Here is a 24,608-nt window from a genome sequence, read left to right on the forward strand (position 1 = left end):
GTGGCCGGCCAGAGGCGCCCCGCCCACGCCGTTGCCTCGCCGCGGCCCAGCCGCCCGGCGTCCCATCCCCGGGCCGGCGACACCGCACCGGGGCCCGAAAAAGCAAGAGGCCCGCTTGCGGCGGGCCTCTGTCTTGAAGCGTGGTGGCTATGGGTGGACTCGAACCACCGACCCCAGCATTATGAGTGCTGTGCTCTAACCGGCTGAGCTACATAGCCACGCGGGTGAACCGCGAATTATTCCGACATCAAGGGGCTCCGTCAACCGTCCTCGCCTTGCTTGTCGAGCGGCGGAGGCCGTGGCAGAGTCGGGCATAGTGCATTTTGGAGTCCGCATCGTGATCGATCCGGACGGTTACCGGCCCAATGTCGGCATCGTGCTGATGCATCCCGACGGTCGCCTGTTCTGGGCGCGCCGCGTGCATCGCGACGGGTGGCAATTCCCGCAGGGCGGGATGAACACCGACGAGACCCCGCTCGAGGCCATGTACCGCGAGTTGCGGGAAGAGACAGGCCTGCTGCCTGAACACGTCGAAGTCCTCGGCGCCACCCCCGGCTGGCTGCGTTACCGGCTGCCGCAGCGGGCGATCCGCCGCAACGACCGGCTGGTCTGCATCGGCCAGAAGCAGGTCTGGTTCCTGTTGCGGCTGACCGGCCAGGAAAGCGACCTGCGCCTGGACCTGACGGACAAGCCCGAGTTCGACCACTGGCGATGGGTCGACTTCTGGTACCCGGTGGAGCACGTGGTGACCTTCAAACGCGGGGTGTACAACAGCGCCCTGCGGCACCTGGCCCCGATGGCCCGGGGGATTGCCGGCGTCCTGGCGGTCCCCGTGCCCGGCCCCGATCCCCGTGACCTGCGCGACCCGCGGCGGACCAGCAGCCGCAACCGCCAGCGCCCGCGCTACCGGGGGGAATCGGCCGCCCGCGGGGGTGGTTCCGAGCCCGCCAGCTGAACCGGCCGCGGGTGCCGGCCGAGCTGACCGGGTCAGCCGAGGGCCGCCCCGGCCAATTGACAATAATTCTCATTCGTGGCGAAATTGTCCTGCAGTCGAGCCGGCTGCCAGCCCGCCGTCACCCCATGTACGTGTGCATCTGCAATGGCGTCACCGAGCGCGATATCCGTCAGGCCGCCGAGGCCGGATGCCGGACCGTGCCCGAGCTGACCATGCGCACCGGCGCGGGCGCCAACTGCGGCAGCTGCCTGGACATGGCCGCTGAACTGCTGGCCAAGCACGCCACGGTCGACCTGCCCCTGCCGGTGCTGCGCCAAGCCGCCTGAGCTGCGTCGCGACGCGCGCGGCTGCGCGCGACTTGCCGGGGTTTTCCTGCGAACCGTTCTCGAATGCAGTCGATTCGCGTTCCGTCAGCCTGCGGACGATCGGACTAGGATGCCGGGATCGCAAGCACGGAGCACGCCATGAAGGGCGACCCCAAGGTCATCGAATTCCTCAACCGCGCGCTCTACAACGAGCTGACCGCGATCAACCAGTACTTCCTGCACGCCAAGATGCTGAAGAACTGGGGTCTGAAGGAACTGGCCGAACACGAATATCACGAGTCCATCGATGAAATGAAGCATGCGGACAAGCTGTCCGAACGCATCCTTTTCCTCGAAGGGCTGCCGAACTTCCAGGCGCTGGGCAAGCTGCGCATCGGCGAAGGGCCGCGCGAAGTGCTCACCTGCGACCTGGCGCTCGAGCTGGAAGCCCTGCCCATGCTGCGCGAGGGCATCATCTACTGCGAAAGCATCAAGGACATCGTGAGCCGCCAGTTGCTGGCCGACATCCTCGAGTCGGAGGAAGAGCACATCGACTGGATCGAGACCCAGCTGGCCCTGATCGACCGCATCGGCGAACAGAACTACCTTGCGATGAAGATGGAAAGCTGATTTCGCGGATGAACGAAAAACGCCACCGGAAGGTGGCGTTTTCTTGCCTGCCAGGAAACGCGGCTCGACGCCGGACGTCAGGGCGTCGGCTTGGGCGCCCGGCCGAACAGCTTGCGCCACAACAGCCACAGCGCCAGTGCGATGCCGCCGGTAACGGTGACCAGCAAGCCCAGGGCCAGCCATGGGTGGGTGAACACCAGTGCCAGCCCGGTGACCGTGGCGACGTCCTCGGCCACCGAGGCCGTCCAGTTCGTCACGGGTTCGGGTGAGGTGTTGATCAGCGCGCGCGAGCCGGTCTTGAGCACGTGGCTGGTCAGGGCCACCCCGGCGCCCGTGGCCAGTGCGCCCATGCCCAGCTGGCCATCGGGTGAAAGAGTGGCGGCGGCCAGGAACGCGCCCGCGGGCACGCGCATGAGGGTGTGGAGCAGGTCCCAGCCTGAATCGACCCCGGGAATCTTGTCGGCGAAAAACTCGGCAGCCGCCAAGGCCCCGGAGACGCCGATCACCCAGGGGGACTGGGTGGCCTGCAGGGCGGTCGGCAGGTCCAGCCAGCCCAGGGCGCCGGCCAGGCCGACGCCGAAAACGGTCAGATAGACGCGGATCCCGGCCAGCCAGGCGAGAACTACGCCAATTGCGAACAGGTGCGCATCCGACACGGCGGTCCTCCCAGTAGACTTGCGCCCGGCGCGGGGACTACGCGCCGAGTATAGGGGATCGGGCCGGGACGACCGTCAGGCCCGCCGGGCCGACAGCCGGGGTTCACCGGCCGGCGCCATCGCCACTTGGGGAAGTCAAAGATGTTCAAGAACAACAAGAAGTCGACGGTCCAGCCGGGCCAGGTCGATACCCTGATCGGGCGCCATTCGGTGGTACGCGGCGACCTGCATTTCGCCGGCGGCCTGTACATCGAAGGCCGGGTGATCGGCAAGGTGATCGCAATCGACGGCGAAGCGGCGGTGGTCACCGTCGCCGAATCGGGCATCGTCGAAGGCGAACTGCGCGCGCCGACCGTGGTGATCGACGGCACGCTCGCCGGTGACGCCCACGGCGAACGCGTCGAACTGCAGCCACACGCGCGCGTGCAGGGCAACGTGCATTACGACGTCGTGGAAATGGCCGCTGGTGCCACGTTGACCGGCCGCCTCATCCACGCCGGCTCGGTGACCGTCGCCCAGGCGATGAGCGACAACGTCGTCGAACTCGTCGCCGCCGGCTGAGTCACCGCGGCGTTCACGGCCGGCACAGGCTGCCGGCCACGGATGCCGCTACTCTTGACGGATGCATAGACCACAGCCTTCCTGGTTCGCGCAGCACAAGGGTGCGCTGGCATTGACCGCGCTCGTCCTGGCTGCGCTCGCCTTCGGCGCCTGGGGTGCGTGGCAGGTGTTTTCGCCGGTCTCCGGCGATCCCCGCGCGCAACTGGCCACCAGCGGTCGTGAACTCACGCGCGCCCAAGGCGAACTCGAACAGCTGCGCCAGCGCGTGGCCACGCTCACGCGCTCGGACCAGATCAGCCGCGACGCCAACCGCGACCTGCAGGGCGCGATTGCCGACCGCGATGAGGAAATCGCCGGCCTGCGCGCCGACGTCGCCTTCTACGAGCGACTGGTCGGCGCCACCTCCCAACGCCGCGGCCTGAGCGTGCATGCATTGCGCGTGCTGCCGCAGGACGGGCCGGCGTGGCATTTCTCGACCACGCTCACCCAGAACCTCAACCGCGGCGCGGTCAGCGACGGCACCCTCACGATGTCGGTCGAGGGCACGAAGGCCGGCCGCCTGCAGAAGCTGGCCTGGGGCGACCTGCGCCAGCAGCCCAATGCGCCCGGCGTGCCGTACTCGTTCAAGTATTTCCAGCAGGTCGACGGCGACCTCTTCCTGCCCGAGGGGCTGACGCCGGTGAAGATCACCGTTCGCCTGCAGCCGCGCGCAGGCGCGCCCATCGAACAGTCCTTCACCTGGGCCGAAGCGGCCCGCACGGCCGTCGCGGCCCCCTGAACCGAGCTTTCCGGAGCGCGGGCTTGATTGCCACCCCCGCGCGCCCCATTGTCCCCGCATGACCGAACTCGTTTCCCTGCCCACGCCCGCCGCGCCCGATTACCAGGGCCTCGACCGCCCGCTGCAGTTCACCTCGGCCGCGGCGGCGAAAGTGCGCGAGCTGATTGCCGAGGAAGGCAACGCGGAACTGAAGCTGCGCGTGTACATCCAGGGCGGCGGCTGCTCCGGCTTCCAGTACGGGTTCGAGTTCGACGAATCGCAGGGCGAGGACGACCTGGCCGTGCTTACCGACGGCGTCACGCTGCTCGTCGACCCGCTCAGCCTGCAATACCTGATGGGTGCGGAAGTCGACTACACCGAGAGCCTGCACGGCGCGCAGTTCGTCATCCGCAATCCGAATGCGAAGACGACCTGCGGCTGCGGCTCCTCGTTCTCGGCCTGAGGACGGCCGGAGCGGCGCGCGAGGACGCCGCGTCCCGGAGCGCGCCCCTTACACCCGCACCCCGCGGGCCGGATAATTCCTGCGGCATCTGCCGCCGCCACAGGAAGGTCCATGGCCCCCGCTCCCTACGCCTTCGTCGAACACGATGCGATCCGCGCGCAGCTTGACCGCGCCGACCACCTGCGCGACGACCCCGCGGCGTTGTCGGCGCTCTGGCCGGAAGCGGGCGTCATCCTGCTGGACCACGACGGCCTGGCGCTGGCAGACGAGCAGCGCCGCCTGTGCGCACCGCGTGGCACCGATCTCACCGGCGGCCCCGGTGGCGTGGGGGCTGCCGTCTTCCTCGGCCTCGACGCGCAGGGGCGGGCGTGGTTCTGCCTGGATGCGGAGCTCACCGCCTTCCAGGCTCCCGGCCGCAGCGACCTGCGTGGCGCGGCGACACACTGGCCGCGATTCGAGGCGGCGCTGTTCGCCCAGGCCCGCGCCGTCCAGCACTGGCGGCAGCGCCACCGCCACTGTGGCGCTTGCGGCGGTGCCCTGCAGTTCCACAAGGCTGGCTGGCTGGCGCGCTGCACGCAATGCGCGCTCGAGCACTACCCGCGCACCGACCCGGCGGTGATCGTCGCCGTCAGCGATGGCGAACGCCTGCTGCTCGGTCGCCAGAGCAGCTGGCCAGCGCGGCGGTACTCCACGGTGGCCGGTTTCGTCGAGCCGGGCGAGACGCTCGAACAGGCCGTGGCGCGTGAAGTGCTGGAGGAGACCGGCGTGCGCGTACGCCACTGCCAGTACCTGGGTTCACAACCGTGGCCCTTCCCGGGTTCGCTGATGCTGGGCTTCATCGCGCACGCCCATCCCGACGAAGTGCGTACCAGCGACGAACTCGAGGACGCTCGCTGGTTCACGCGCGAGGAGGTACGGGCCGCGCAGGCGCGCGAGGCCGATCCCTCGCTCGACGACGGCGAGGGCCTGCTGGTCTCGCCGCGACTGTCGATCGCGCGCTGGCTGATCGACCGGTGGGCCGCTGGCGATGCCGGCGGCGCATGAGCGCCTGGTGCGTGCGCCGCGCATTGTGCGACGCGGTACGCGGTGGCGCAGGCGGCGCCATCACCCGCAGCAGATAGAATCGGCCAGGACGGACGCTGTCCGGACATCCACGCACGACCTGCCGGGAGCCCCATGGCCGTTACGCTGATCGCCGTCGTCACAGCACTGGTCGTCGGCCACATGGCCCAGGGGCTGGCCGCGTCGGTGCGTCATTACGACTGGTACGGGCAGTTCCTGGACTGGCTCAACGCCCAGTTCCCCGCACCGGGACCCTGGCGCGAACGCTGGGGCATCGCGTTCGCGCTGGTGCCGGCGCTGTTGGCGGTGGGTCTGTTCCAGGTCGCGTTGCATACGCCGCTCTACGGGCTGGCGGGCCTGCTCTTCGCGGTCGTCGTGCTGTTCTACGCGTGGGGACCGCGTGATCTCGACCTCGACGTCGATGCCATCGGCCAGGCGGGCGACCCCGTCGAGCGCCGCATTGCGATGGCACGGCTGTTCCCCGAGGGCACGAGCTTCGACGGCGTGAGCGGCGACGAGGCGAACTTCGCTCCCGACGGCGGCCAGCTGGTTGCGGCCGTCTTCCACAACGCGCTGCGCCGCTGGTTCGGCGTGCTCTTCTGGTTCCTGGTGCTGGGCCCGACGGGCGCGCTGCTGTATCGCCTGGCCGCGATTTCCTGCGAGGGCCCGTACGCTCTACGCCTGCCGTCGGAAAACGCCGCCGGGGCGCGCGTGCTGCTGCGCGTGCTCGACTGGCCCGTCGCGCAGCTGATGACCCTCGCGCTGGCGCTGGTGGGCAATTTCGACACCGTGCTGGGCGCGTGGCGCGACCACGGCGGCGCATCGGCACAACTGGATCATCGCTACCTGTACGCCGCCGCGCGTGCCAGCGTGCGCACCGAGCTGGCCGAAGACGCCGCCGACGACCTCGACCAGGCCACCGAAGCCAGCGCGGAAGCGCCGCGCGCGATCGGACTGCCGGGTCTTCCGGCCCTGCGTGATGCGATGAGCCTGGTCTGGCGCATCCTGCTGGTGTGGCTGGCGGTGCTCGCGCTGTTCGTGATCGCGGGCTTCGTGTCCTGAGCCGCAACCGCGCGCAATCATTCCGCGGCGGGTGACGCGGCGATCGTGCCTTCAGCCCGGTGCGAGCCAGGAGAACGGCCACCACGGCAGGTTGCGCAGCACCCAGAACGCGATCAGCGCGCCCACCCACAGGTAGCCGTTGTACAGCCATCTGGCGACGCCCGCCGGCAATGACTCCGGGCTGTCGGCGAACCAGACCATCAAGCCCAGCAAGGGCATGGCCACGACCGCGAAGACATTCATCTGCACGGCCCGCAACAGGTCGCCGTGGGCCAGGGCGTGCAGGGCGCGGGTGATCCCGCAACCGGCGCAATACAGGTCCGTCACGGCCAGGAACACGCAGGCGGGGAACGGGTTGCCCGCCAGGTTGGGATCGAACAGCTGGAACGTCGCGATGCCGGCAACGGCCGCCATCGCGGCGGCCGCCAGCATCACGCGCTTGCGCAGGAAGCCGGTCACGGCACGATCAGTGCTGCTGCTGGCGCACCTGTTCCATCACTTGCTCGAAGCGCTGGAACTGCTCCTGGAAGCGACCGGTGGACCACATGTAGGTGAACGTCACCAGCGCCAGGAGGATGAATGCCGTGGTGACCCAGCACCAGATCATGGCGGTCTTCGAGGCGCGCAGCGCGCCCTCCATGTCGCCGGCGGCGAGGCTGGAGTTCACCTTGCTGGCGAACACGATGGCCACGATGCCCGTGGCCAGGCCCGGCAGGCTGACGCAACTCAGGCAGCAGATCAGCGTCGCGCCGAGCGTGGCGAGAATCGCCCAGACCAGATGGTTGGGGACGCGACCGGCAGCCGGCGGCGCGGGCGGGTAGGGCGGCGGTACGTTCATGGATTCCCCGGTGCGGTGGGTCACGGGCCTGCTTGGCCTCGCGGCATCCTAGCAAGCGCACCCGCCGCCGTCAGCGCGCCGACCGCAGCGTGTCCGCTTTGAGCCTTGGCCGGCGTTAACCTCATCCCGTGGGGACCACGAGGGTCCCTCCCACCGAGGACGTTCGCCGATGACACGGATCTGCCCCACTTCCCCACGCCTTCGCCTGCAGGCGATCGCGCTGGCGGCCGCCGCCCTGTTCGCAGGCGCGGCCAACGCCGCCTACGTATTCACCACCGTCGAATATCCCGGCGCGTCGATGACCGACGTGCGCGGCATCAACAACAGCGGCCAGATCGTCGGCTATGCGCGCGACGGAGCGGGCAATGTCTTTTCCTTCCGCTACGCCGGCGGCGTGTTCACCGCGCTGCCCCCGGCGCCGGGCGGCCTGACCGTCACCGCGCACGGCATCAACGACAGCGGCGTCATCGTCGGCTCGGCGCAACCGGCCGATGGGTCCTACACCGTGGGCTTCGTCCTCAACGGCAGCACCTACAGCTACTTCTCGTATCCGGGCCGCATCCACACCTATGCCCGCGCAGTCGACAACGCGGGCCGGGTAACCGGTTATGCGGAAGACGCCAGCGGCGTCAACAACCTGGGCTTCCTGCACAACCCGGCCGTCGGCTCATTCACCGCGATCAGCGTGCCCGGCTCGATGTTCCTGATCGCGCAGGGCATCAACACCGCCGGCCAGGTCGTCGGCAGCGAGATTGGCGCCACCCCGGGCGGTGCGCGCGCGTTCCTGCGCGAGCCTTCGGGCGCGATGAACTTCTTCCGCATCGGCGGCGGCCCCACGCGTGCGCGAGGCATCAGCAACTCGGGCCTGATCACCGGCTTCCACCAGGACGGCACCGGCCGCGAGGCCGCCTTCGTCGGCACGTCGGCGGGCTTCCAGTCGCTGTACGTCAACCCGACCGACGACACGATTGGCGAAGCCATCAACGACGCCGGCCAGGTGAGCGGGCTGTTCATCGATTCCACCGACACCTGGCGCGGCTTCATCGCCACACCCGCCGCCATGCCGACCGGCACCACGTCGTCGGGGGCCTATACCTTCAGCGTCGACGTCGTCGCCAACGTCCCGATCTTCATCGACCCCGAGGTAGCCCTGGGCTACCAGTACGACACCGGCGCCGGCGACCCGGCCATCACCACCGTGCGCCTGCCGATCGGCATCGGCGACAACCGCTACACGGTGCAGGTGGGTGGGCACCGGTTCCCGGTTGCCGCGGGTGAGCTGTTCGACTTCCGCGCGAACGGTTACGGGCGCGGCGTGCACCGGTTCCGCGTCACCGGGATCGAAGGCCAGGCCGGACTGGACCCCGACAACCCCTACGCCTTCCCGACCCAGCTGAGCTTCATCGCGGACGGCCGTTTCACCGGCACGATGCTGCCGCTCTGCCAGCCGCCGGGACAGGCCAAGCACAGCCCGGCGCAGTCGCGCGCGCTGAAGCGCTGCATCAAGTAAGGGCGCGGAGCATCCGGCGGACGCATTCCGCCGGATGCCTGGGCCCGGGACCCGCGCTCTTTCGCACAAGGGGCGGGAAGCCGATCCTGCCGGTGACGGGCGCGGCCTGCGCCCCGAACGCCTGGCCTAGGCCGCCGCGCCCCGCATCTGCCGGACCTTCGTCTCCAGCAGCGCGGCATCCACCTGTGCGCCATCCAGCGGCGCGTCGGCGATCACCTCCACGTCCGCGCGGAAGCGCCGTGGCACGCGCATGCGGCCCATCCGGTTGTCGCGATGGCTCCACATGCTGGTCCACATCCCGCGCAACGCCATCGGAATGACCGGGACCGGGCGCCGGGCCAGGATCTTCTCGACGCCCGACTTGAAGGTCGCGATCTCGCCGTCCCTGGTCAGCGCGCCTTCCGGGAAGATCCCCACGATCTGGCCGTCGGCCAGCGCCGCGTCGATCTCGTCGAACGCGCGCTGCATCAGGACGGGATCCTCGCGCGCGCCGGCGATCGGGATGGCCTTGGCGGTGCGGAAAATCCAGCTCATGACCGGGATGTTGAAGATCCGGTAGTACATGACGAAGCGCACCGGCCGCGGGATGCTGCCGCTCAGGATCAGCGCGTCCATGTAGCTGACGTGGTTGCACACGAGCAGCGCGGGCCCCTCGTCGGGCACGAAGCGCTCGATGCCGTGCAGGCGGATGCGGTAGAGCGTACGCACCAGCAGCCAGCTCAGGAACCGCATCAGGAACTCGGGCACCAGGGTGAAGATCCACACCGCCACCAGGGCGTTGGCGATCGCCAGGGCCAGGAACAGCAGCGGGATCGACCAGCCCGCGAATCGCTGCAGCACGATGCCCGCCATCGCCGCCATCACGATGAAGAACGCGTTCTGGATGTTCATGCCGGCAATGACGCGCGACATCTCGTCCCGCGGCGAGCGGCTCTGGATCAGGGCGAACAGCGGAACCACGAAGAAACCGGCGAACAGCCCGATCGCCGTCAGGTCCATGACCAGCCGCCACGCGCCCGGCTGCTGCAGGAAAGTGGTCACCGTCAGGCCCTGCGCCGGCGCGGCGCCGCTGCGGGCGAAGTACAGATCGACCATGAAGGCCGTCATGCCCGCGGCGCCCAGCGGCACCAGGCCGATCTCCACCGTGCGCGCCGACAGGCGTTCGCACAGCAGCGAGCCGACACCGGTGCCGATGGAGAACAGCGCCAGCGCGAAGATGTAGAGCGAGGCATCGTTGCCCGGCGCACCCAGATGGAGTTCGGCGTAGGTCGGCAGGTTCGAGGTGATCACCGTGCCCACGAACCAGAACCACGACACGCCCAGGCAGGCGTTGCGCACCGCCACCTGCTTGCGGGTCAGCCGCAGCACGGCGAGGGATTCGGGAATCGGGTTCCAGTTGATCTTCAGGTCCGGCGCGCCGGCGCCCGCCGGCGGGATGGCGCGGCTGACCAGGTTGCCCAGGATGGCAAGCGCGACCACCGCGCCCCCGGCGAACCAGCCACCATTGGCGCCCGTCAACTGGAAGATCAGGCCGCCGAAGATCATGCCCACCAGGATCGAGATGGACGTGCCCATCTCGACCAGGCCGTTGCCGCCGGTGAGTTCCTCGGGCTTGAGCACGCTGGGCAGGATGGAATACTTCACCGGCCCGAACAGCGTCGACTGCATGCCGGTGCAGAACAGCGCGACCAGCAGCACGACCAGGTTGTGGGTGACGAAGCCGACCGCCGCCAGCGACATGATGGCGATCTCCATCGCCGTGGTGATGCGGATCAGCCGCGATTTCTCCAGCTTCTCCGCGATCTGTCCCGCCGTCGCCGAGAACAGGAAGTAGGGCAGGATGAAGATCGCCGGCGCCAGGTTGGTGTACAGCGACTTCTGCGCCGGATCCACCGCCAGGTAGCCGAGCAGGCCGATGATGGCCTGGCGGTACACGTTGTCGTTGAACGCGCCCAGCGACTGGGTCAGGAAGAAGGGCAGGAAGCGTCGCTGCCTGAGCAGGTCGAACTGGGAATGCGCCATGGAGCCCCCGGGGTCTGGCGCGCAGCCTAGCAAACGCGCGCGTGCCCGGGGTCGGCGCGCGGCGGAATCCGAATGCGCGGTACGCGTGTCCGGCCGCAGTCGACCGGCTGCGAAACGCTACAGCCCCACCCGGTTGCGCCCGTCGCGCTTGGCCCGGTACAGCGCCTGGTCGGCCAGCTGCACCAGCACCAGCGGACGCGTGCCCGACGCGGCCACGTACACGCCGACGCTGACGGTCAGCACGCCGGTGGGCGCATCCCCGTGCGGAATCCCCAGTGCCGAAACGGCCTGGCGCGCGCGCTCGGCCACCTGGCAGGCCGTGTGCACATCGGCCTCGTCCAGCATCGCCATGAACTCCTCGCCGCCCATGCGCGCCAGCACGTCCTCGCTGCCACGCAGGCAACCGCTCACGGCCGACGCCACCCGGCGCAGCGCGCTGTCTCCAGCCAGGTGCCCATAGCGGTCGTTGTAGGCCTTGAAATGGTCGATGTCGAAGGCCAGCGCCGCCACGGGAACGCGGGTCACGCCGTGCTGGGCGTCCACGCGCTGCGCCAGGTGTTCCTCGAATCCGCGGCGGTTGAGCACGCCGGTGAGCGCGTCGGTGCGGTTGAGCCGGTCCAGTTCCTGGTTGTTGTAGTGCGCGATGTCCAGCCGGCTGGCCAGTTCATCGATCGACTGCGCCAGCGGCTGCAATTCCAGCGGCATGTCACGCATCCGCAGCAGCGCGACCGGTTGCCGTGTCGTCATGCCCTGCAGCACCGCCAGGAACGTGTCGAGGATCTCCGCGAATCGCCGCATCTGCAGCTGCACGACGACCCAGGTGCCCAGCGCCGCCACCAGCAGCATGCCCAGGAACACCGCCAGCCGCCGGGCCAGCGACTGGTACAGCACCGATTCGGGCGCGAAGAGCACCACGGTCCATCCACTGCGCGTGCCGGCACGTGCGAAGAACGCGTCGCCGCCGTCACCGAGCACCCGTTTCGCGCGCCCGGTGACGACCCCGGCCGCGGGCTGCGCGCCGCGCAGGAACATGGGGTCGCGCAGGTTCTGTTCAAAGCGGTAGGGCAGGCCGGCGCTGGCATGCACGACCCGGCGCTGGCGGTCGAGGACCATCATTTCGAAACCCCGCAACCGCAAGGCCGCCGATCGCAGCCGGGTGAAGGCGTCCACGCGAATCGAGCCCTGCAGCACGCCCGCGAAGCGACCGTCGACGAACAGCGGCGCGGACACCGCGATCAGGGGATCGGTGCCCAGCACGCGGCCGACAAAGCCATCGGACACGTGCGACTGGCCGGTGGCCGCCGGGATCCGGAAGTACTGCCGGTCGTCCACGCGGCGGAAGCGTCGGGAGGAGGCCGGATCGGACAGCAGTACGTTGCCTCGCGCGTCGGTGACCAGCGCCGAAGCCATCGCGGGGTACTGTTCGCGCAGGCGGCGAAGTTCCGGCGCCCAGTCCTCGCCCACGCGTGAGGTGGATGCCAGCAGGTTCACCGACGACAGATGTGCGCGGACGAAGTCATCGACCGCCGATGCCGACAGCACGGTCGACATGGCCAGCTGCTCAGTCAGCGCGCGGCGCTCGGTGCGGTAACCCGATGCCAGCTCGCCCACGCCCAGCAGTGCGATCGGTACCAGCGCGGCCAACGCGAGGCGCCGGATCAGCGTCGTGCGAAGCGACGTCGCCGCGGGAAGGGCCAGTGGCATGGCGGCCGGCTGGACATTGCTGTTCATCGCGGGCCGACGAGTGCCCGTGCCGCCGCCACCGGCGTCGTTGGCCTCACCCGACCGACGGTTCCGGTCCACGCTGATCCTCCGAGCCATTGCGTCGATGCCGCCCCGGCCGCGCGTGGTCGCCCCCGTGCGATCTGCGCCCGACCGTCCCTCGCTCCGCCCGCCACGCCCGCATGGCCGCCCTATCCACGCCCTGCAAGTGTGAACGCAGCGTCAACACGTCCGCCAGCTTCTCCACATCCCGTAGGCGAACGCGCCGCTACGGTGGGCTGGACAGCGGCAACCCCGCCGAGCGCCCCCAAGGAGGCCCCCATGTCCGAGGAAACCGCCAAGACCCCGCTCGACCACGTGCACGACACCGTGACCCAGCTCAAGGAGATGCGCCACTACTCCAAGAACAACGTCGAGTTGCTGACCACCCAGTGGCTGATGTTCGACGGCGAGCTCAAGAAGCTGAAGAAGACCCAGACCATCGAAGACCTGATGACAAGGCAGTCGGAGTTCTACGACGCCGTCGAATCGGCGATCAGTGACCTGGAAGAGCTCGAGGTGAGCCTGCAACCGGCGCCCGAAGACACGGGCGGTGCGGATACGGTCCACTGACTGCGCGCAGCGTATTGGTAAAAGGCCCCGCGCATGCGGGGCTCTTCTTTCGATGACAGAAAGCAGCCGGCCACCATGTCGCTGCAGGTGATGGGAGCGTCACACCGGCTGTCCGCGGCTGATTCGCCCCGCATCATCGCTGCATCACTGTGTTCCGTCGATACTGCGCGTGGCTGCGAAGTCGCGTCTCCATCGCGGCCCGCCCTCCCATGGCGAGCTTCAGCGACGCGCTGCCGGGGCAATCGATGACCACCCGAGATCACGAACCGATGGACGCCACCGAATACCGGCGCCTGGTGGCGACCATTGCCGCGTTCCTGGTCGCAATCCTGGTGGGGGCGGGATTTGCGGTGCAGACCTTGCGAGGCGTCCGGGCCGAGTCCCACGCCGGTGGCCTGAGTCCGGCCATGATCGCGCAGGGGCAGCGCATCTTCCGTTTCGACACCTTCGGCGACGAGAAGCTGTGGACCGACCAGCTGCAGCTGCACACCGTGGTGGAGCACAGCGTGGACCCGACCACGGCACTGAGCGTCGGCCTGAAAGTCGATGCCGATGCGTTGCCGCCGGGGATTCTCGACACTGCCGACCTCACCAGCCCGGCCACCACCGTCGCAATGCTGAAGTTGAAGGCGGTCGTCGGCCTGCAGGCCACCGTCGATGCGGACAACCACATCACCAAACTCGGCGTCACCTGCGCGCTGTGCCATTCCACCGTCGACGACTCGGTCATGCCCGGCATCGGACATCGCAAGGACGGCTGGCCCAACCGCGACCTCGATGTCGGCCGCATCATCGCGCTGTCGCCGGCGTTGCCGCGGGCCAAGAAGGCGGTCTACAACGGCTGGGGCCCGGGCAAGTACGACCCGCGCTACAACATCGATGGCCTCAACACGCCGCTGGTGCTGCCACCCGCCCACGGGCTGAAACACATCAGGAACGAGACTTACACCGGCGACGCGCCGATCTCCTACTGGAACGCGTATGTCGCGGTGACCCAGATGGGCGGCCAGGGCAACTTCGCCGACCCGCGGCTGGGCATCAACGTCACCCATACCCCCGACCTGGTCACGCCGAAGCTGCCCGCGCTGCGCGCCTACCAGCTCAGCCTGCGCGCGCCGGCGCCGCCGGCCGGCAGCTTCGACAAGATCGCGGCGACCCGCGGCCGCGCGGTGTTCGGCCAGCACTGCATCAGCTGCCACGTCGGCGCCAGCGGCTCGGACAACAACGGCGGCAAGCTGCACGCGCCGGCCGAGACCGGCATGGATGGCGCCTATGCCGCGCGCACCGTCAACAAGGCCTACCGCACCACGCCGCTGCGCGGGCTATGGCAGCACCCGCCGTATTTCCACGACGGCAGCGCGGCGACGCTGGAGGACGTGGTGGCGCATTACGACCAGGTTCGCGCGCTCGGCCTGAGCCAGGCGCAGCGACGGGACGTGGTGGAGTACCTGAAGACGCTGTAGGACAAGGCCGTTCCTCGCGTTGCCATATGTCCGGACATATCGCGGCATATCTCCGAAGCGATTCTGGAACCCTCCGAAGCGATGGGTCCATATGCCCGGACATATCGCGGCATATCTCCGAAGCGATTCCGGAACCCTCCGCAGCGATGGGTCCATATGCCCGGACATATCGCGGCATATCTCCGAAGCGATTCCGGAACCCTCCGAAGCGATGGGTCCATATGCCCGGACATATCGCGGCATATCTCCGAAGGGTTTCCGGAACCCTCCGAAGCGATGGGTCCATATGGCCGGACATATCGCGGCATATCTCCGAAGCGATTCCGGAACCCTCGGAAGCGATGGGTCCATATGCCCGGGCATATCGCGCCATATCCTCCGGCGCGGAATGGAGCGACTGTCGACAACCGCTTCTGGTTCAATGGACCGACCCGCAGATGCCGAATCCATCGCCAGGCACCATGCAAGCGCCCAGCCACCTCCAGCTTCCCCCGGGCCCGTGGCTCACCGTGCTCGACTGCCTGTGCGACCGCTTCCCGGCGATCAGCCGCGACGTCTGGCTCGACCGTTTCGCGCGCGGCCGGGTGCAGGACGCGCAGGGCGCCCCGCTGGCGGCCAGCGCGCCCTACCGCCTGGGCGCCGGCATCCGCTACTTCCGCGAGGTCATCGACGAGCCGGTGATTCCGTTCCAGGAGACCGTGCTCCACGTCGACGCGCACCTGGTGGTCGCCGACAAGCCGCACTTCCTGCCGGTGACGCCGGCCGGGGGTTTCGTGCGGGAAACTCTGCTGGCGCGCCTGGTGCGGCGCCTGGACAATCCGGACCTGGTACCGCTGCATCGCATTGACCGGGACACCGCCGGGCTGGTGCTGTTTTCGGCCAACCCGGCCACGCGCGGCGCGTACCAGTCGATGTTCCGCGAGCGGAGCATCCGCAAGGGATATGAGGCCATTGCCCCCGCGCTGCCGGACCTCGTGTTTCCGCGCGTGCATGAGTCGCGGCTGGAAACGGGCGTGCCGTTCTTCCGCATGCGCGAGGTCGAAGGCGTCGCCAACAGCGCCACGCGCATGGACGTGCTCGAACGCGCGGGCGCGTGGTGGCGCTACGCGCTGGAGCCCGTCACCGGGCGCAAGCACCAGTTGCGCGTGCACATGGCCGCGCTCGGGGCGCCGATTGCGAACGATCGCCTCTATCCGCAGCTGGAGGACCCCTCGGGGGCCGATGACGCGTCGCGGCCCTTGAAGCTGCTGGCGCGGTCGCTGTCCTTTGCCGATCCGCTCACGGGGCAATCGCGGTCGTTCGAGAGCGCCAGATCGCTTTAGGCGTCCAGCGCGTGGACCTCGGGCTCCGATGCGAAACCCGCAGTGCGTCATCGGGCCGGGCGCCGCTCGACGGCAGCCCCAGGAATCGCGGGAAAACCACCTTCGCCCGGCAATAACGCCAAAGGCGTAGCCTGCTAATGCGCGGTCCCGAACACAAGAATTGGCGGCAGTACGTGACGCTTTCCAACGCCGATCTGATGCTCATGACCTACCTCGATGCGGTCGAGCGGGGTCAGGGACTCCCCGACGGCTGCGATTGGAGGGCGCTGCTGGCTGAAGAGCTGCTGTGGGGAGACAAGGCCCACTGGGCACTGACCCGGCAGGGACGCCTGCGTCTCACGGACCTGCGTTCGGTCGCGTCCGAAAGCGCCTAGCCGCTGCCCAGCAGTCGCTGGTACTCGCTGCTGACCACGCCGTAGCACTCGCAGGTTCGGGCGAGCAGTTCGTCGCGGTGATAACCCGGATCGTGCCCCGGCTGTAGTCGATCACGCCATCGGTCTGCAGTTTCTTCGCCGCCTCGGTAATGCCTCCGCGACGCACGCCCAGCAGGTGGGCGATCTGCTCCTGGGTCATCTTCAGGTCCACCGGGCCCAGCCGGTCAAGGCTCATCAGCAGCCAACGGCAGAGTTGACGTTCGACGGTGTGGTGCCGGTTGCAGACGCCGGTCTGCGCCATCTGCGCGAGCAGGGCCTGGCCATAGCGGAGCACGGCGAAATGGAACCTGCCGTTGCGCCCGAACTCGCGTTCGACCGCTTCGCCGGGCAGCATCAGGGCTTCGCCGGCCACCTGCACGACGGCGCGGCTGGGTGTGCTCTGGCTGTCGACGATCAGCGACATGCCGACCACGCCTTCCCGGCCCACCATCGCGATCTCGCTGGTGTCGCCGTTCTGCAGCACGAACAGCAGCGACACGATCCCGCTGCGTGGGAAGAACATGCTGTGCTGCCTGGCATAGGACTCGTACAACACCTTGCCGACCGGCAGCTCGACCTCCTGCAGGTCATGACGCAGGCGCGCGCAGACATCCGCCGGGAGGCGCTCCAGCAGCTCGTTGCCCAGTGCCAGTGACGAAGTTCTGTTCATGGATGCAGCCGCCCCCGATCAGCCGTGCATTCTCACGGCCAGTGCAAGGGGGCGTATGTACGGGAGCGCACTTGGCGATCGATGCGTCCGCACCATCGTGCGGCAATCAGAGGGTCGCCGCAGTCCGCATGGCCACCAACGGGCCAAAGGCGAGGATGCCTAAAACCACGGTGCGCGCTATGCGCGACGAATGCAAGGAACACGCGGCCCGCATGAAGCAGATGCGCGCGTTGGCGCCGGCAGGGCGGACGCGGCCCGCGCTGCGGGCCGGCGCTTCAGGCTGTCGCGGTCTCGCGTTCGATGGCACGCCAGCCGATGTCATGGCGGTGGAACTCGCCATGCCAGGAGATGCCGGCCACTGCTTCATAGGCCTTGCGTTGCGCCTGCGCGACGGTGTCGCCCAGCGCGCACACGCACAGCACGCGGCCGCCGCTGGTGATGGCGTGCTCGCCCTCCAGCGTCGTGCCGGCGTGGAAGACCTTCGTGTCTTCCAGTTCCGGTGCATCGATGGTGTTGATGACGTCGCCCGTCCGTGGCGTACCGGGATAGTTCTCGGCAGCCATGACGACACCCAGGCTGGCCTGGCGCGTCCATTGCGCGGTGGTCTCGTGCAGGCGCGCGTCCAGCGCGGCTTCGACCAGGTCGAGCAGGTCCGACTCCCAGGCGCAGCATCACCGGCTGGGTTTCCGGATCGCCGAAGCGGACGTTGAACTCGATGACCTTGGGCGCGCCCGACTTGTCGATCATCAGGCCCGCGTACAGGAAGCCGGTGAAGGGGATGCCGTCCTTCGCCATGCCCTGCACGGTGGGGTTGACGACCTCCCGCATGACGCGGTCGTGCACGGCCGCGGTCACGACCGGCGCCGGCGAGTAGGCGCCCATGCCGCCGGTGTTCGGGCCGGTGTCGCCGTCGCCGACACGCTTGTGGTCCTGCGAGGTGGCCATCGGCAGCGCGGTGGCGCCATCGACCATGGAAATGAAGCTGGCTTCCTCGCCGTCGAGGAATTCCTCGATCACCACGCGCGCGCCGGCGGCGCCGAAGGCGTATTCGCCGAGCATATCGGTGATGGCGGCTTCGGCCTCGGCCAGGGTCATCGCCACGATGACGCCCTTGCCGGCGGCCAGGCCGTCGGCCTTGATCACGATCGGCGCGCCGACGGAACGGACGTATTCCAGCGCCTCGTCCATGTGCGTGTGCACGGCGTAATGCGCGGTGGGAATGCCATGGCGGGCGAGGAAGTCCTTGGCGTAGGCCTTGCTGCCTTCCAGCTGCGCGGCGCGCGCGGTCGGGCCGAAGATGCGCAGGCCGGCCTCGCGGAAGCGGTCGACGACGCCGGCCACCAGCGGGCCCTCCGGGCCGACGACGGTGACGGCAACGCCTTCCTTCCTGGCCAGTTCGAGCAGGCCATCGATATCGGACGCGTTCACCGCGACGTTGCGGCAGCGGCCCTCGAAGGCGGTGCCGGCGTTACCCGGGGCGATCAGCACTTCGCTCACGCGTGGGGATTGCGCGAGCTTCCACGCCAATGCGTGTTCGCGACCGCCGGAACCGATGACGAGGACTTTCATGCTGCGCGCTCCTTACGTTACGTGTGTCGCTCCGGGGAGCGCGTTGAACGGAGCCGGGCCATCCGGCCATCCGTATTTTAAGGCCCCGTATCCCAAGGCCTCCGATCCGGGAGGGGGCGGGCTCGACCCTCGCACGCAGCGGTCGCGGTCATCCATCGCGAAGGCCGGGTCGCACCCCGAGGCCGCACCCTGAACCCGCATCCTGAAAACCCGACACCCTGAAAATCCGCACCCTCGCCTGATTCAACGGCAAAGGTGGAGGGTGCGGGCCGCCAGAACCTCATCGGCTGCCTGGCGCCACCTTCTGCCGGGGAAGCAGGCAGGCGCCGCTTCCGGGTACAAGCCTAGTGCCGGAAATGCCGGACGCCCGTGAACACCATGGCGATGCCGTGCTCGTCCGCCGCCGCGATCACTTCCGCGTCGCGCATCGAGCCGCCGGGCTGGATCACCGCCTTGATGCCGGCGGCCGCGGCGGCGTCGATGCCGTCGCGGAACGGGAAGAACGCGTCGGACGCCAGCACCGACCCCGGCACGGCCAGCCCGGCTTCCTCGGCCTTGAGCGCGGCGATCTTCGCAGACACCACGCGGCTCATCTGCCCGGCGCCGACGCCGACCGTGCGCCGGTCCTTGACGTACACGATGGCATTGGACTTGACGAACTTCGCCACGCGCCAGGCGAAGAGCAGGTCGTCCATCTGTTCGGCCGTCGGGGCGATCTTCGTCACCACCTTGAGCTCGCCGCGACCCACCTCGCGGATGTCGCTGGTCTGCATCAGCAGGCCCGAACCGACGCGCTTGATGTCGAAGTTGTTGCGGCCCTCGCCGTGCGGAATGCGCAGCACGCGCACGTTGGCCTTCTTCCTGGCGTAGTCGAGCGCGCCTTCATCGTAGTCCGGCGCGATCAGCACCTCGACGAACTGGCGGTCCAGGATGGTCTTCGCTGTCGCGGCGTCGAGGGGCCGGTTGAAGGCGATGATGCCGCCGAAGGCCGACGTGGGATCGGTGGCGTAGGCCGCTTCGTAGGTATCGGCGCAACCCTCGCCCTCGGCCACGCCGCAGGGATTGGCGTGCTTGACGATCACGCAGGCCGGCCGCTCGAACTGGCGCACGCATTCCCAGGCGGCGTCGGCGTCGGCCAGGTTGTTGAACGACAGCTCCTTGCCCTGCAGCTGGGTGAACGTCGCCAGCGTGCCAGGCACCGGATACAGGTCGCGATAGAAGGCGCCGTGCTGGTGGGGATTCTCGCCGTAGCGCAGGTCCATCACCTTGACGAAGTTGCTGTTCTGCTGCGCCGGGAACAATGCACGCTGGCCGTCTTCGGCAATGGCGGACAGGTAGTCGCTGATGCAGGCGTCGTACTGGGCGACGCGGTTGAAGGCGGCGACCGCCAGGGCGAAGCGCGTGCGCGCCGACAGCGTGCCGCCGTGGGCCTGGAGTTCGTCGGTGAGTCCCGCGTACTGGGCCGGGTCGGTGGCCACGGCGACGCGGGCGAAGTTCTTCGCGGCCGAACGCAGCATGGCGGGGCCGCCGATGTCGATGTTCTCGACGATCTCGTCCATCGAACTGTCGGGGTTCGCCGACACCCGTTCGAACGGATAGAGATTGAGCACCAGCAGGTCGATCGCGCCGATGCCGTGCTGCGCCATCACCTCGTCATCGACACCGGCGCGGCCGAGCAGGCCGCCGTGGACGATCGGGTGCAGGGTCTTGACGCGGCCATCCATCATTTCGGGGAAGCCGGTCACGTCGCTGACGTCCCGCACGGCCAGGCCCGCGTCGCGGATCGCCTTGGCGGTACCGCCGGTGGAGAGCAGTTCGACGCCCTGCGCGGCCAATGCGCGGGCCAGGTCGACCAGGCCGGTCTTGTCGGAAACGGAAAGCAGTGCCCGGCGGACGGGCAGGCGGTCAGCGGTCATGGGGAGGGACGGCGGGGGGAGGAGCGGAATTATAGCCGCCGCGGCCCGGCTGGCCTTGGGGCCAGGAAAGGCAGGAGTGAGTGATCAGGAGTGAGAAATGAGTGCTGGGCGGGCCCGGAGGGGGCCCGCGGCGACGGCTGGTGCGCAATGTCTGCGAAGTCGTCGCCGGCGCCCCACCACGGGGCCGGTCACTCCACACGGAAGGCCTCGCTCCGGCCTCATGACGAACGGCAGGAGGAGGAGAAATCCAGAGGGCCCGCAGACGCCGCCCTCGTTTCTCACTCCTGATCACTCACTCCTGCTTTTCAGCCATCCAGACCGTACTCGCGCAGCTTCTTGCGCAGCGTCGCGCGGTGGATGCCGAGCATCGCCGCGGCGCGGCTCTGGTTGCCTTCGCAGTGGCGCAGCACTTCCACGAACAGCGGGATTTCCAGTTCGCGCAGCGCGATCTCGTAGAGATTCTCGGTGCCGCTGCCGTTGAGGTCGCCCAGATAGCGGCGGACCGAAGTGGCGACGTGGTCGCGCAGCGGCGGACGCGCGCGGCTGCGTGGATCGTTGCGGTCGGCTGCGGCGTTCAAGCGGACTCCCCCGTTAAAACATCCGTCGAAGCGGGCGGGCCATCCTTGCCAGTCGCCGCCGACGGGACGGGGAGTCTAGCGCGGGCAGGTCGCAATCAACAACGCGACCAAGGTCGGGGTTGCGCGCCCGCCCGGCGTGTGGCCGGCGGGCCCGGGCTTACCGGAAATCGAAGGTGAAGGCGACCACCGGGCGCGCGGGTTCGACCACCTCGAGCTGGATCGTCGCGCTCTGCCCGGGGGCGATGGGGCTGTCGGTCGCGCCGCGCCGGTAATCGGCAGGTTCAAAGGCGCGCAGGCCGACCTGGCGGCCTTCCATGTCCGACAGCGTGAGCAGCAGAGTCGGCCACGGCTGCGGCCAGCGCGCGTCGTTGCGGAAGCTGGCCGAGACGCTGAGCACGCCGCGCGCGTCGCGGCGCGGCTGCACGCTGCGCTGGAGCATCGTGAAGGCGGCCGGCTCGCGCCAGGCCGGCACCTCGCACTGCAGCACGCCGCACAGGCCGCTGACGAGCGGGCGCCAGCGTGCGTCGGCGGCCAGCTGGTCTCGCTGGGACAACACGCTCTGCAGCAGCAGCAACAGCAGCAGCGCGGCGATCGCCGCCCACATGCGCCAGTCGCGCAGTTGCAGTGGCGAAGGCGCGCGTCGTGGCACGAAGCTGGGTGCACGACGTGCGCGCGCCGAGTGCAGCGCGGCAGGCGCCGGGGGTGCGGTCGGTGCGGGCGTGGTTTCGCCGGCGTCCGGCGCGTCCGCCCGCACGGGCACGGGCGCCACTGCGTCGGCCGGTGCCTCGAAAGGCTTGGCCGTCCGCGGGTCGATCAGGGCACCGCAGCGCGGGCAGCGCAGGCTGCCACCGTTTTGCGAGGCGACGAGGAAACCGCAATGCGGGCAGGTGACGAACATGGCCTATTCAACCATGCCCGGTGTGCGGCGGTCAGCCGGCCCGGCGCCGGCCCGTCACCCGCATCCAGTCGTCGAACGAATCTGCGCGCAGGTCCTCGAACTGGCCGGCATAGCGCGCCATCACATCGTCCTGCTGGCCGGCCAGGATGCCCGACATCGCCAGCAGGCCGCCGGGGGCCACGCGCGCGGCCAGCGTGTCGGCCAGTGCGATCAGCGCCGTAGCCAGGATGTTGGCCACGACGACGGGATAGGCGGCCACCGGCTCGTCGGCGGGCAGGTACACCGACAGGCGTTCTTCGACGCCATTGCGCTGGGCGTTGTCCCGGGTGGCGATGATGGCCTGCGGATCGTTGTCGACGCCGACCGCGTGCGCGGCGCCCAGCTTCAGTGCGGCCAACGCGAGGATGCCGCTGCCGCAACCGAAATCGAGCACGCGCGCGCCCGCCAGGCGGCCATCGCGGGCCAGGCCGTCGAGCCACTGCAGGCACAATGCGGTGGTGGGATGCGTCCCCGAGCCGAACGCCAGGCCGGGGTCGAGCCGGACGACGGCCGCTTGTGGCGTGTCGGCGTCCGCGGGCAGTTCGTGGCTCCAGGGCACGATCCAGGTGTGCTCGCCGAAGCGCAGCGGCTCGTACTGGTCCATCCATGCGCGCTCCCAGTCCTGGTCCTCGACTTTGCGGAATCCGGCGCGAGTCCAGTCCAGGTCCGCGTCGAAGGCCTCCAGTGCGGCCAGCAGGACCAGCGCATCGGTGTCGTGGGGGAACAGGGCGGTGAGCGACAGTTCGTCCCATAGCGGTGTTTCGCCCACGCCTGGTTCGAAGATGGCCTGTTCATCGGCGGCGTCGGCATGCGCATCGGCCAGGGTCACGGCCAGGGCGCCGACATCCTCGAGCGCGCGCTCGAAGCGCGGCTGCTGGGCGAGGGTGCAGGGCAGAGTCAATTCCAAGAAGGGCATCACGGCTACCGCGGGGAAAGGCGGTCATTATCCCATCCCGCTTCCAGTGGCGTTTCGCTGGATATCCCGGGGGGGATCCGATGATCGACCGATTCACCGCAGCACGCAGGCGGCCGCACAGTCGGCGGCTGCGGGCGCGGATCCTGCTGTGCCTGGTGGCCGGCCTGCTGGCGCTGCCGGCGTCTGCACAGGTCGATCGCCGGCCGTTCGCGCCCCAGGCCATGGGCCAGCAGTTGTTCGGCGCGCAGAAGACCGGCGTGGAACAGACGCCCAGGGGGCCGCTGGTGAAGGGGCGCCACTGCGAGGGCGCGCATTCGCTGGTCGGGTCGATGCTGACCTGGCGCCTGGGACTGGCGGCGCAGGATGATCTGCTGGCGCTGTTCGACCGCGTGCTGTGCGCGCGCACCGGCGACGCCGGCGAGGTGGCCGTCGCCAGCCTCGGCGACGACGCGGCCGAGCCGTTCGGCAGCGGCCACATGCGATACACGGGCAAGCCCGAACTGGGCGACTGGGAACCGGGCCTGCAGTATCGCGACCCACGCACGAACGCCACCGTCTCCTACGTGGGCCTGATGCTGGGCCAGCCGGGCGTGTCCCTGTGGGAGGTGCTGGCCGACGACCGCGTGCGCGTGTGGTATGCGCCGTTCCGGACCGCGCCGGCCGAAGCGATCGTCTTCTTCTTCGAATTCCGCGCAGGTCGCTGGGTGTGGACCGCGGTGTCGACGGCCAGGCGCGCGTAGCTCGCCACGCAGGTCCCAGGCCGCGCAATCCCTGACTAGTCCTCGCCGCGTTCCTGTGCGTGGCGTTCGACGATCCACGCCTGCCGGCGGCGCAACAGGCGCACGCCGTCGTGGAGGTAGTTGAGGCTGAAGGCGAGCGTCAGTGCGATCAGCAACAGGTGCCAGCGGCCGGCCAGGAACACGTCCGGATGCGCGTGCACGCACCACCAGGCCAGACCCTGGAACGCCACGGCCAGCGGCATCATCCAGACGATGTTGAGGCGCTGGTCCCGCAGGATGTCGTCCAGCAGCGCGCGTTCGGCGGGCGTGGCGAAGTCGGCCGCCTGGCGCCGCACCACGCGCAGGTCCCAGGCGTACAGGCCCCAGACGGCGGCGGCATAAAGCGCGTTGAGGCCGAACCACGCGCGCGGGTCGCCGACCTGGGTCAGCGCGGCGGCTTCGATCAGGGTCGCGCCGAAGTAGAGGAAGGTGTGGCCGAACTCGAGCGGCCAGCCGATGAACGACAGCGTGTGGATCAGCGAACGCGACCAGAAGATCAGGATCACCAGCAGGCCGGTGAGCACGTAAGGCCACGCGTCCCACTGCAGCTGCACGATCGGCTTGACGGCGCTCGCGGCCAGCACGCCCAGCGCCAGGCCCTGGATGATGCTGATCAGGGTGAGTTCGATGCCCACCACGGTGGTGTCCAGCTGCGTTTTGGCGGCGCGGCGCAGGCGCGCGGGCGAGGCGTCGGACATGGAATCCCCTGCGGTCGGTGACCGTGGCGCAAAGGTAGCGCACGGCTTCGCGGCCTGCACACCAGGCGTACGCCGGCGGACAAGCCCGCGGGACCTCGCGTCCACCTGGGCTCTGCAAGGCGGCGGCGACTGGCGGGTATCGGCCTCGATCGCGGCACGAGAGGTGGCGGCGCTCCAGTCCGCGCTTGCGGA

25 protein-coding genes, 1 tRNA gene and 1 pseudogene are annotated in these 24,608 nt (G+C 69.1%); 14 read left to right on the plus strand and 13 right to left on the minus strand.

Annotation, left to right across the window (positions count from 1 at the left end):
* Positions 1-141: 141 nt before the first annotated feature.
* Positions 142-218, minus strand: a tRNA-Met gene (locus tag I8J32_RS06155).
* A gap of 119 nt (positions 219-337) precedes the next feature.
* Here I8J32_RS06155 and I8J32_RS06160 point away from each other — a divergent pair.
* From I8J32_RS06160 to bfr, 3 genes are all read left to right on the plus strand, one after another.
* The gene (locus I8J32_RS06160) at positions 338-955 is read left to right on the plus strand and encodes an RNA pyrophosphohydrolase (protein WP_200616160.1); all 618 of its coding nucleotides are present in this window, start codon (positions 338-340) and stop codon (positions 953-955) included.
* Between the two features lie 125 nt (positions 956-1,080).
* Positions 1,081-1,281: a (2Fe-2S)-binding protein gene (locus I8J32_RS06165; RefSeq protein ID WP_200616159.1), complete on the plus strand. Its 201-nt coding sequence runs from the start codon at positions 1,081-1,083 to the stop codon at positions 1,279-1,281.
* Positions 1,282-1,419: 138 nt separating this feature from the next.
* On the plus strand, positions 1,420-1,890 hold the full coding sequence (bfr, locus tag I8J32_RS06170; RefSeq protein WP_200616157.1) for a bacterioferritin: 471 nt from the start codon (positions 1,420-1,422) through the stop codon (positions 1,888-1,890).
* A gap of 77 nt (positions 1,891-1,967) precedes the next feature.
* Here bfr and I8J32_RS06175 read toward each other — a convergent pair whose 3' ends face one another.
* Complete coding sequence (locus I8J32_RS06175) at positions 1,968-2,546, minus strand: DUF4126 domain-containing protein (protein ID WP_200616156.1); 579 nt, start codon at positions 2,544-2,546, stop codon at positions 1,968-1,970.
* Between the two features lie 141 nt (positions 2,547-2,687).
* Here I8J32_RS06175 and I8J32_RS06180 point away from each other — a divergent pair, with 141 nt between their 5' ends.
* The 5 genes from I8J32_RS06180 (at position 2,688) to I8J32_RS06200 (ending at position 6,451) form a co-directional block, all read left to right on the plus strand.
* A complete protein-coding gene (locus I8J32_RS06180) occupies positions 2,688-3,107 on the plus strand; it encodes a bactofilin family protein (protein ID WP_200616155.1) in 420 nt (139 codons plus the stop codon).
* A gap of 61 nt (positions 3,108-3,168) precedes the next feature.
* Entirely contained in the window at positions 3,169-3,885 is a 717-nt protein-coding gene (locus I8J32_RS06185) for a DUF6776 family protein (protein ID WP_200616153.1), read from the plus strand.
* A gap of 58 nt (positions 3,886-3,943) precedes the next feature.
* Complete coding sequence (gene erpA, locus I8J32_RS06190) at positions 3,944-4,327, plus strand: iron-sulfur cluster insertion protein ErpA (protein WP_200616152.1); 384 nt, start codon at positions 3,944-3,946, stop codon at positions 4,325-4,327.
* 111 nt (positions 4,328-4,438) lie between these two features.
* Complete coding sequence (gene nudC / locus I8J32_RS06195; RefSeq protein ID WP_200616151.1) at positions 4,439-5,371, plus strand: NAD(+) diphosphatase; 933 nt, start codon at positions 4,439-4,441, stop codon at positions 5,369-5,371.
* A 132-nt stretch (positions 5,372-5,503) separates the two neighbouring features.
* Positions 5,504-6,451 carry a hypothetical protein gene (locus I8J32_RS06200; protein WP_200616149.1) on the plus strand — a complete coding sequence of 316 codons (948 nt, stop codon included), beginning with the start codon at positions 5,504-5,506 and terminating at the stop codon, positions 6,449-6,451.
* 51 nt (positions 6,452-6,502) lie between these two features.
* Here I8J32_RS06200 and I8J32_RS06205 read toward each other — a convergent pair whose 3' ends face one another.
* Both I8J32_RS06205 and I8J32_RS06210 read right to left on the minus strand, forming a co-directional pair.
* Positions 6,503-6,910 carry a DUF2752 domain-containing protein gene (locus I8J32_RS06205; RefSeq protein ID WP_245156434.1) on the minus strand — a complete coding sequence of 136 codons (408 nt, stop codon included), beginning with the start codon at positions 6,908-6,910 and terminating at the stop codon, positions 6,503-6,505.
* 7 nt (positions 6,911-6,917) lie between these two features.
* Entirely contained in the window at positions 6,918-7,289 is a 372-nt protein-coding gene (locus I8J32_RS06210; RefSeq protein ID WP_200616148.1) for a CD225/dispanin family protein, read from the minus strand.
* A gap of 169 nt (positions 7,290-7,458) precedes the next feature.
* Between I8J32_RS06210 and I8J32_RS06215 the strand changes: the two genes are divergently transcribed.
* The gene (locus tag I8J32_RS06215; protein ID WP_200616146.1) at positions 7,459-8,799 is read left to right on the plus strand and encodes a hypothetical protein; all 1,341 of its coding nucleotides are present in this window, start codon (positions 7,459-7,461) and stop codon (positions 8,797-8,799) included.
* A gap of 126 nt (positions 8,800-8,925) precedes the next feature.
* Here I8J32_RS06215 and I8J32_RS06220 read toward each other — a convergent pair whose 3' ends face one another.
* Both I8J32_RS06220 and I8J32_RS06225 read right to left on the minus strand, forming a co-directional pair.
* Positions 8,926-10,821, minus strand: coding sequence for an MFS transporter (locus I8J32_RS06220; protein ID WP_200616145.1), 1,896 nt, complete (start codon positions 10,819-10,821; stop codon positions 8,926-8,928).
* A 117-nt stretch (positions 10,822-10,938) separates the two neighbouring features.
* The gene (locus tag I8J32_RS06225; protein ID WP_207526826.1) at positions 10,939-12,552 is read right to left on the minus strand and encodes a diguanylate cyclase domain-containing protein; all 1,614 of its coding nucleotides are present in this window, start codon (positions 12,550-12,552) and stop codon (positions 10,939-10,941) included.
* 312 nt (positions 12,553-12,864) lie between these two features.
* On the opposite strand from I8J32_RS06225, the gene I8J32_RS06230 reads away from it, so the two are divergent.
* The 4 genes from I8J32_RS06230 (at position 12,865) to I8J32_RS06245 (ending at position 16,314) form a co-directional block, all read left to right on the plus strand.
* Positions 12,865-13,155 carry a hypothetical protein gene (locus I8J32_RS06230; protein ID WP_200616139.1) on the plus strand — a complete coding sequence of 97 codons (291 nt, stop codon included), beginning with the start codon at positions 12,865-12,867 and terminating at the stop codon, positions 13,153-13,155.
* Positions 13,156-13,400: 245 nt separating this feature from the next.
* Positions 13,401-14,618, plus strand: coding sequence for a c-type cytochrome (locus I8J32_RS06235; RefSeq protein ID WP_200616138.1), 1,218 nt, complete (start codon positions 13,401-13,403; stop codon positions 14,616-14,618).
* Positions 14,619-15,079: 461 nt separating this feature from the next.
* Positions 15,080-15,940 carry a pseudouridine synthase gene (locus I8J32_RS06240; RefSeq protein WP_245156435.1) on the plus strand — a complete coding sequence of 287 codons (861 nt, stop codon included), beginning with the start codon at positions 15,080-15,082 and terminating at the stop codon, positions 15,938-15,940.
* Between the two features lie 173 nt (positions 15,941-16,113).
* On the plus strand, positions 16,114-16,314 hold the full coding sequence (locus I8J32_RS06245; RefSeq protein ID WP_207526827.1) for a hypothetical protein: 201 nt from the start codon (positions 16,114-16,116) through the stop codon (positions 16,312-16,314).
* Here I8J32_RS06245 and I8J32_RS06250 read toward each other — a convergent pair.
* From I8J32_RS06250 to prmA, 6 genes and pseudogenes are all read right to left on the minus strand, one after another.
* Complete coding sequence (locus I8J32_RS06250; protein WP_200616133.1) at positions 16,277-17,023, minus strand: Crp/Fnr family transcriptional regulator; 747 nt, start codon at positions 17,021-17,023, stop codon at positions 16,277-16,279. The two genes, I8J32_RS06245 and I8J32_RS06250, sit on opposite strands and share 38 nt — an antisense overlap.
* A 275-nt stretch (positions 17,024-17,298) precedes the next feature.
* Positions 17,299-18,592, minus strand: a pseudogene (purD, locus tag I8J32_RS06255) (phosphoribosylamine--glycine ligase).
* Between the two features lie 344 nt (positions 18,593-18,936).
* Positions 18,937-20,508, minus strand: a complete 1,572-nt coding sequence (gene purH, locus I8J32_RS06260) for a bifunctional phosphoribosylaminoimidazolecarboxamide formyltransferase/IMP cyclohydrolase (RefSeq protein WP_200616131.1) — start codon at positions 20,506-20,508, stop codon at positions 18,937-18,939.
* Between the two features lie 305 nt (positions 20,509-20,813).
* Entirely contained in the window at positions 20,814-21,086 is a 273-nt protein-coding gene (gene fis / locus I8J32_RS06265; protein ID WP_200616129.1) for a DNA-binding transcriptional regulator Fis, read from the minus strand.
* 157 nt (positions 21,087-21,243) lie between these two features.
* Positions 21,244-21,984: a zinc-ribbon and DUF3426 domain-containing protein gene (locus tag I8J32_RS06270; RefSeq protein ID WP_200616128.1), complete on the minus strand. Its 741-nt coding sequence runs from the start codon at positions 21,982-21,984 to the stop codon at positions 21,244-21,246.
* Positions 21,985-22,015: 31 nt separating this feature from the next.
* Positions 22,016-22,939 (minus strand): 50S ribosomal protein L11 methyltransferase, encoded by a 924-nt coding sequence (prmA, locus tag I8J32_RS06275; RefSeq protein ID WP_200616126.1) that lies wholly within the window; start codon positions 22,937-22,939, stop codon positions 22,016-22,018.
* Between the two features lie 80 nt (positions 22,940-23,019).
* Between prmA and I8J32_RS06280 the strand changes: the two genes are divergently transcribed.
* Positions 23,020-23,679: a hypothetical protein gene (locus I8J32_RS06280; RefSeq protein WP_200616125.1), complete on the plus strand. Its 660-nt coding sequence runs from the start codon at positions 23,020-23,022 to the stop codon at positions 23,677-23,679.
* Between the two features lie 35 nt (positions 23,680-23,714).
* On the opposite strand, the gene I8J32_RS06285 is transcribed toward I8J32_RS06280, so the two are convergent.
* Complete coding sequence (locus I8J32_RS06285; RefSeq protein WP_200616124.1) at positions 23,715-24,416, minus strand: hypothetical protein; 702 nt, start codon at positions 24,414-24,416, stop codon at positions 23,715-23,717.
* Positions 24,417-24,608: the final 192 nt, after the last annotated feature.

This window comes from Lysobacter solisilvae (assembly GCF_016613535.2).
Classification (GTDB): Bacteria; Pseudomonadota; Gammaproteobacteria; order Xanthomonadales; family Xanthomonadaceae; genus Agrilutibacter; species Agrilutibacter solisilvae.

Excerpts from the sequence above, each read along its gene's own strand:
- I8J32_RS06250 (WP_200616133.1), bottom strand. The coding sequence starts at position 17,023 with ATGAACAGAACTTCGTCACTGGCACTGGGCAACGAGCTGCTGGAGCGC.
- I8J32_RS06210 (WP_200616148.1), bottom strand. The coding sequence starts at position 7,289 with ATGAACGTACCGCCGCCCTACCCGCCCGCGCCGCCGGCTGCCGGTCGC.
- erpA (WP_200616152.1), top strand. The coding sequence starts at position 3,944 with ATGACCGAACTCGTTTCCCTGCCCACGCCCGCCGCGCCCGATTACCAG.
- I8J32_RS06225 (WP_207526826.1), bottom strand. The coding sequence starts at position 12,552 with ATGAACAGCAATGTCCAGCCGGCCGCCATGCCACTGGCCCTTCCCGCG.
- I8J32_RS06270 (WP_200616128.1), bottom strand. The coding sequence starts at position 21,984 with ATGTTCGTCACCTGCCCGCATTGCGGTTTCCTCGTCGCCTCGCAAAAC.
- I8J32_RS06165 (WP_200616159.1), top strand. The coding sequence starts at position 1,081 with ATGTACGTGTGCATCTGCAATGGCGTCACCGAGCGCGATATCCGTCAG.
- I8J32_RS06235 (WP_200616138.1), top strand. The coding sequence starts at position 13,401 with ATGACCACCCGAGATCACGAACCGATGGACGCCACCGAATACCGGCGC.
- I8J32_RS06220 (WP_200616145.1), bottom strand. The coding sequence starts at position 10,821 with ATGGCGCATTCCCAGTTCGACCTGCTCAGGCAGCGACGCTTCCTGCCC.
- I8J32_RS06285 (WP_200616124.1), bottom strand. The coding sequence starts at position 24,416 with ATGTCCGACGCCTCGCCCGCGCGCCTGCGCCGCGCCGCCAAAACGCAG.
- prmA (WP_200616126.1), bottom strand. The coding sequence starts at position 22,939 with ATGCCCTTCTTGGAATTGACTCTGCCCTGCACCCTCGCCCAGCAGCCG.
- I8J32_RS06200 (WP_200616149.1), top strand. The coding sequence starts at position 5,504 with ATGGCCGTTACGCTGATCGCCGTCGTCACAGCACTGGTCGTCGGCCAC.
- bfr (WP_200616157.1), top strand. The coding sequence starts at position 1,420 with ATGAAGGGCGACCCCAAGGTCATCGAATTCCTCAACCGCGCGCTCTAC.
- nudC (WP_200616151.1), top strand. The coding sequence starts at position 4,439 with ATGGCCCCCGCTCCCTACGCCTTCGTCGAACACGATGCGATCCGCGCG.
- purH (WP_200616131.1), bottom strand. The coding sequence starts at position 20,508 with ATGACCGCTGACCGCCTGCCCGTCCGCCGGGCACTGCTTTCCGTTTCC.
- I8J32_RS06230 (WP_200616139.1), top strand. The coding sequence starts at position 12,865 with ATGTCCGAGGAAACCGCCAAGACCCCGCTCGACCACGTGCACGACACC.
- I8J32_RS06185 (WP_200616153.1), top strand. The coding sequence starts at position 3,169 with ATGCATAGACCACAGCCTTCCTGGTTCGCGCAGCACAAGGGTGCGCTG.
- I8J32_RS06180 (WP_200616155.1), top strand. The coding sequence starts at position 2,688 with ATGTTCAAGAACAACAAGAAGTCGACGGTCCAGCCGGGCCAGGTCGAT.
- I8J32_RS06240 (WP_245156435.1), top strand. The coding sequence starts at position 15,080 with ATGCAAGCGCCCAGCCACCTCCAGCTTCCCCCGGGCCCGTGGCTCACC.
- I8J32_RS06280 (WP_200616125.1), top strand. The coding sequence starts at position 23,020 with ATGATCGACCGATTCACCGCAGCACGCAGGCGGCCGCACAGTCGGCGG.
- I8J32_RS06215 (WP_200616146.1), top strand. The coding sequence starts at position 7,459 with ATGACACGGATCTGCCCCACTTCCCCACGCCTTCGCCTGCAGGCGATC.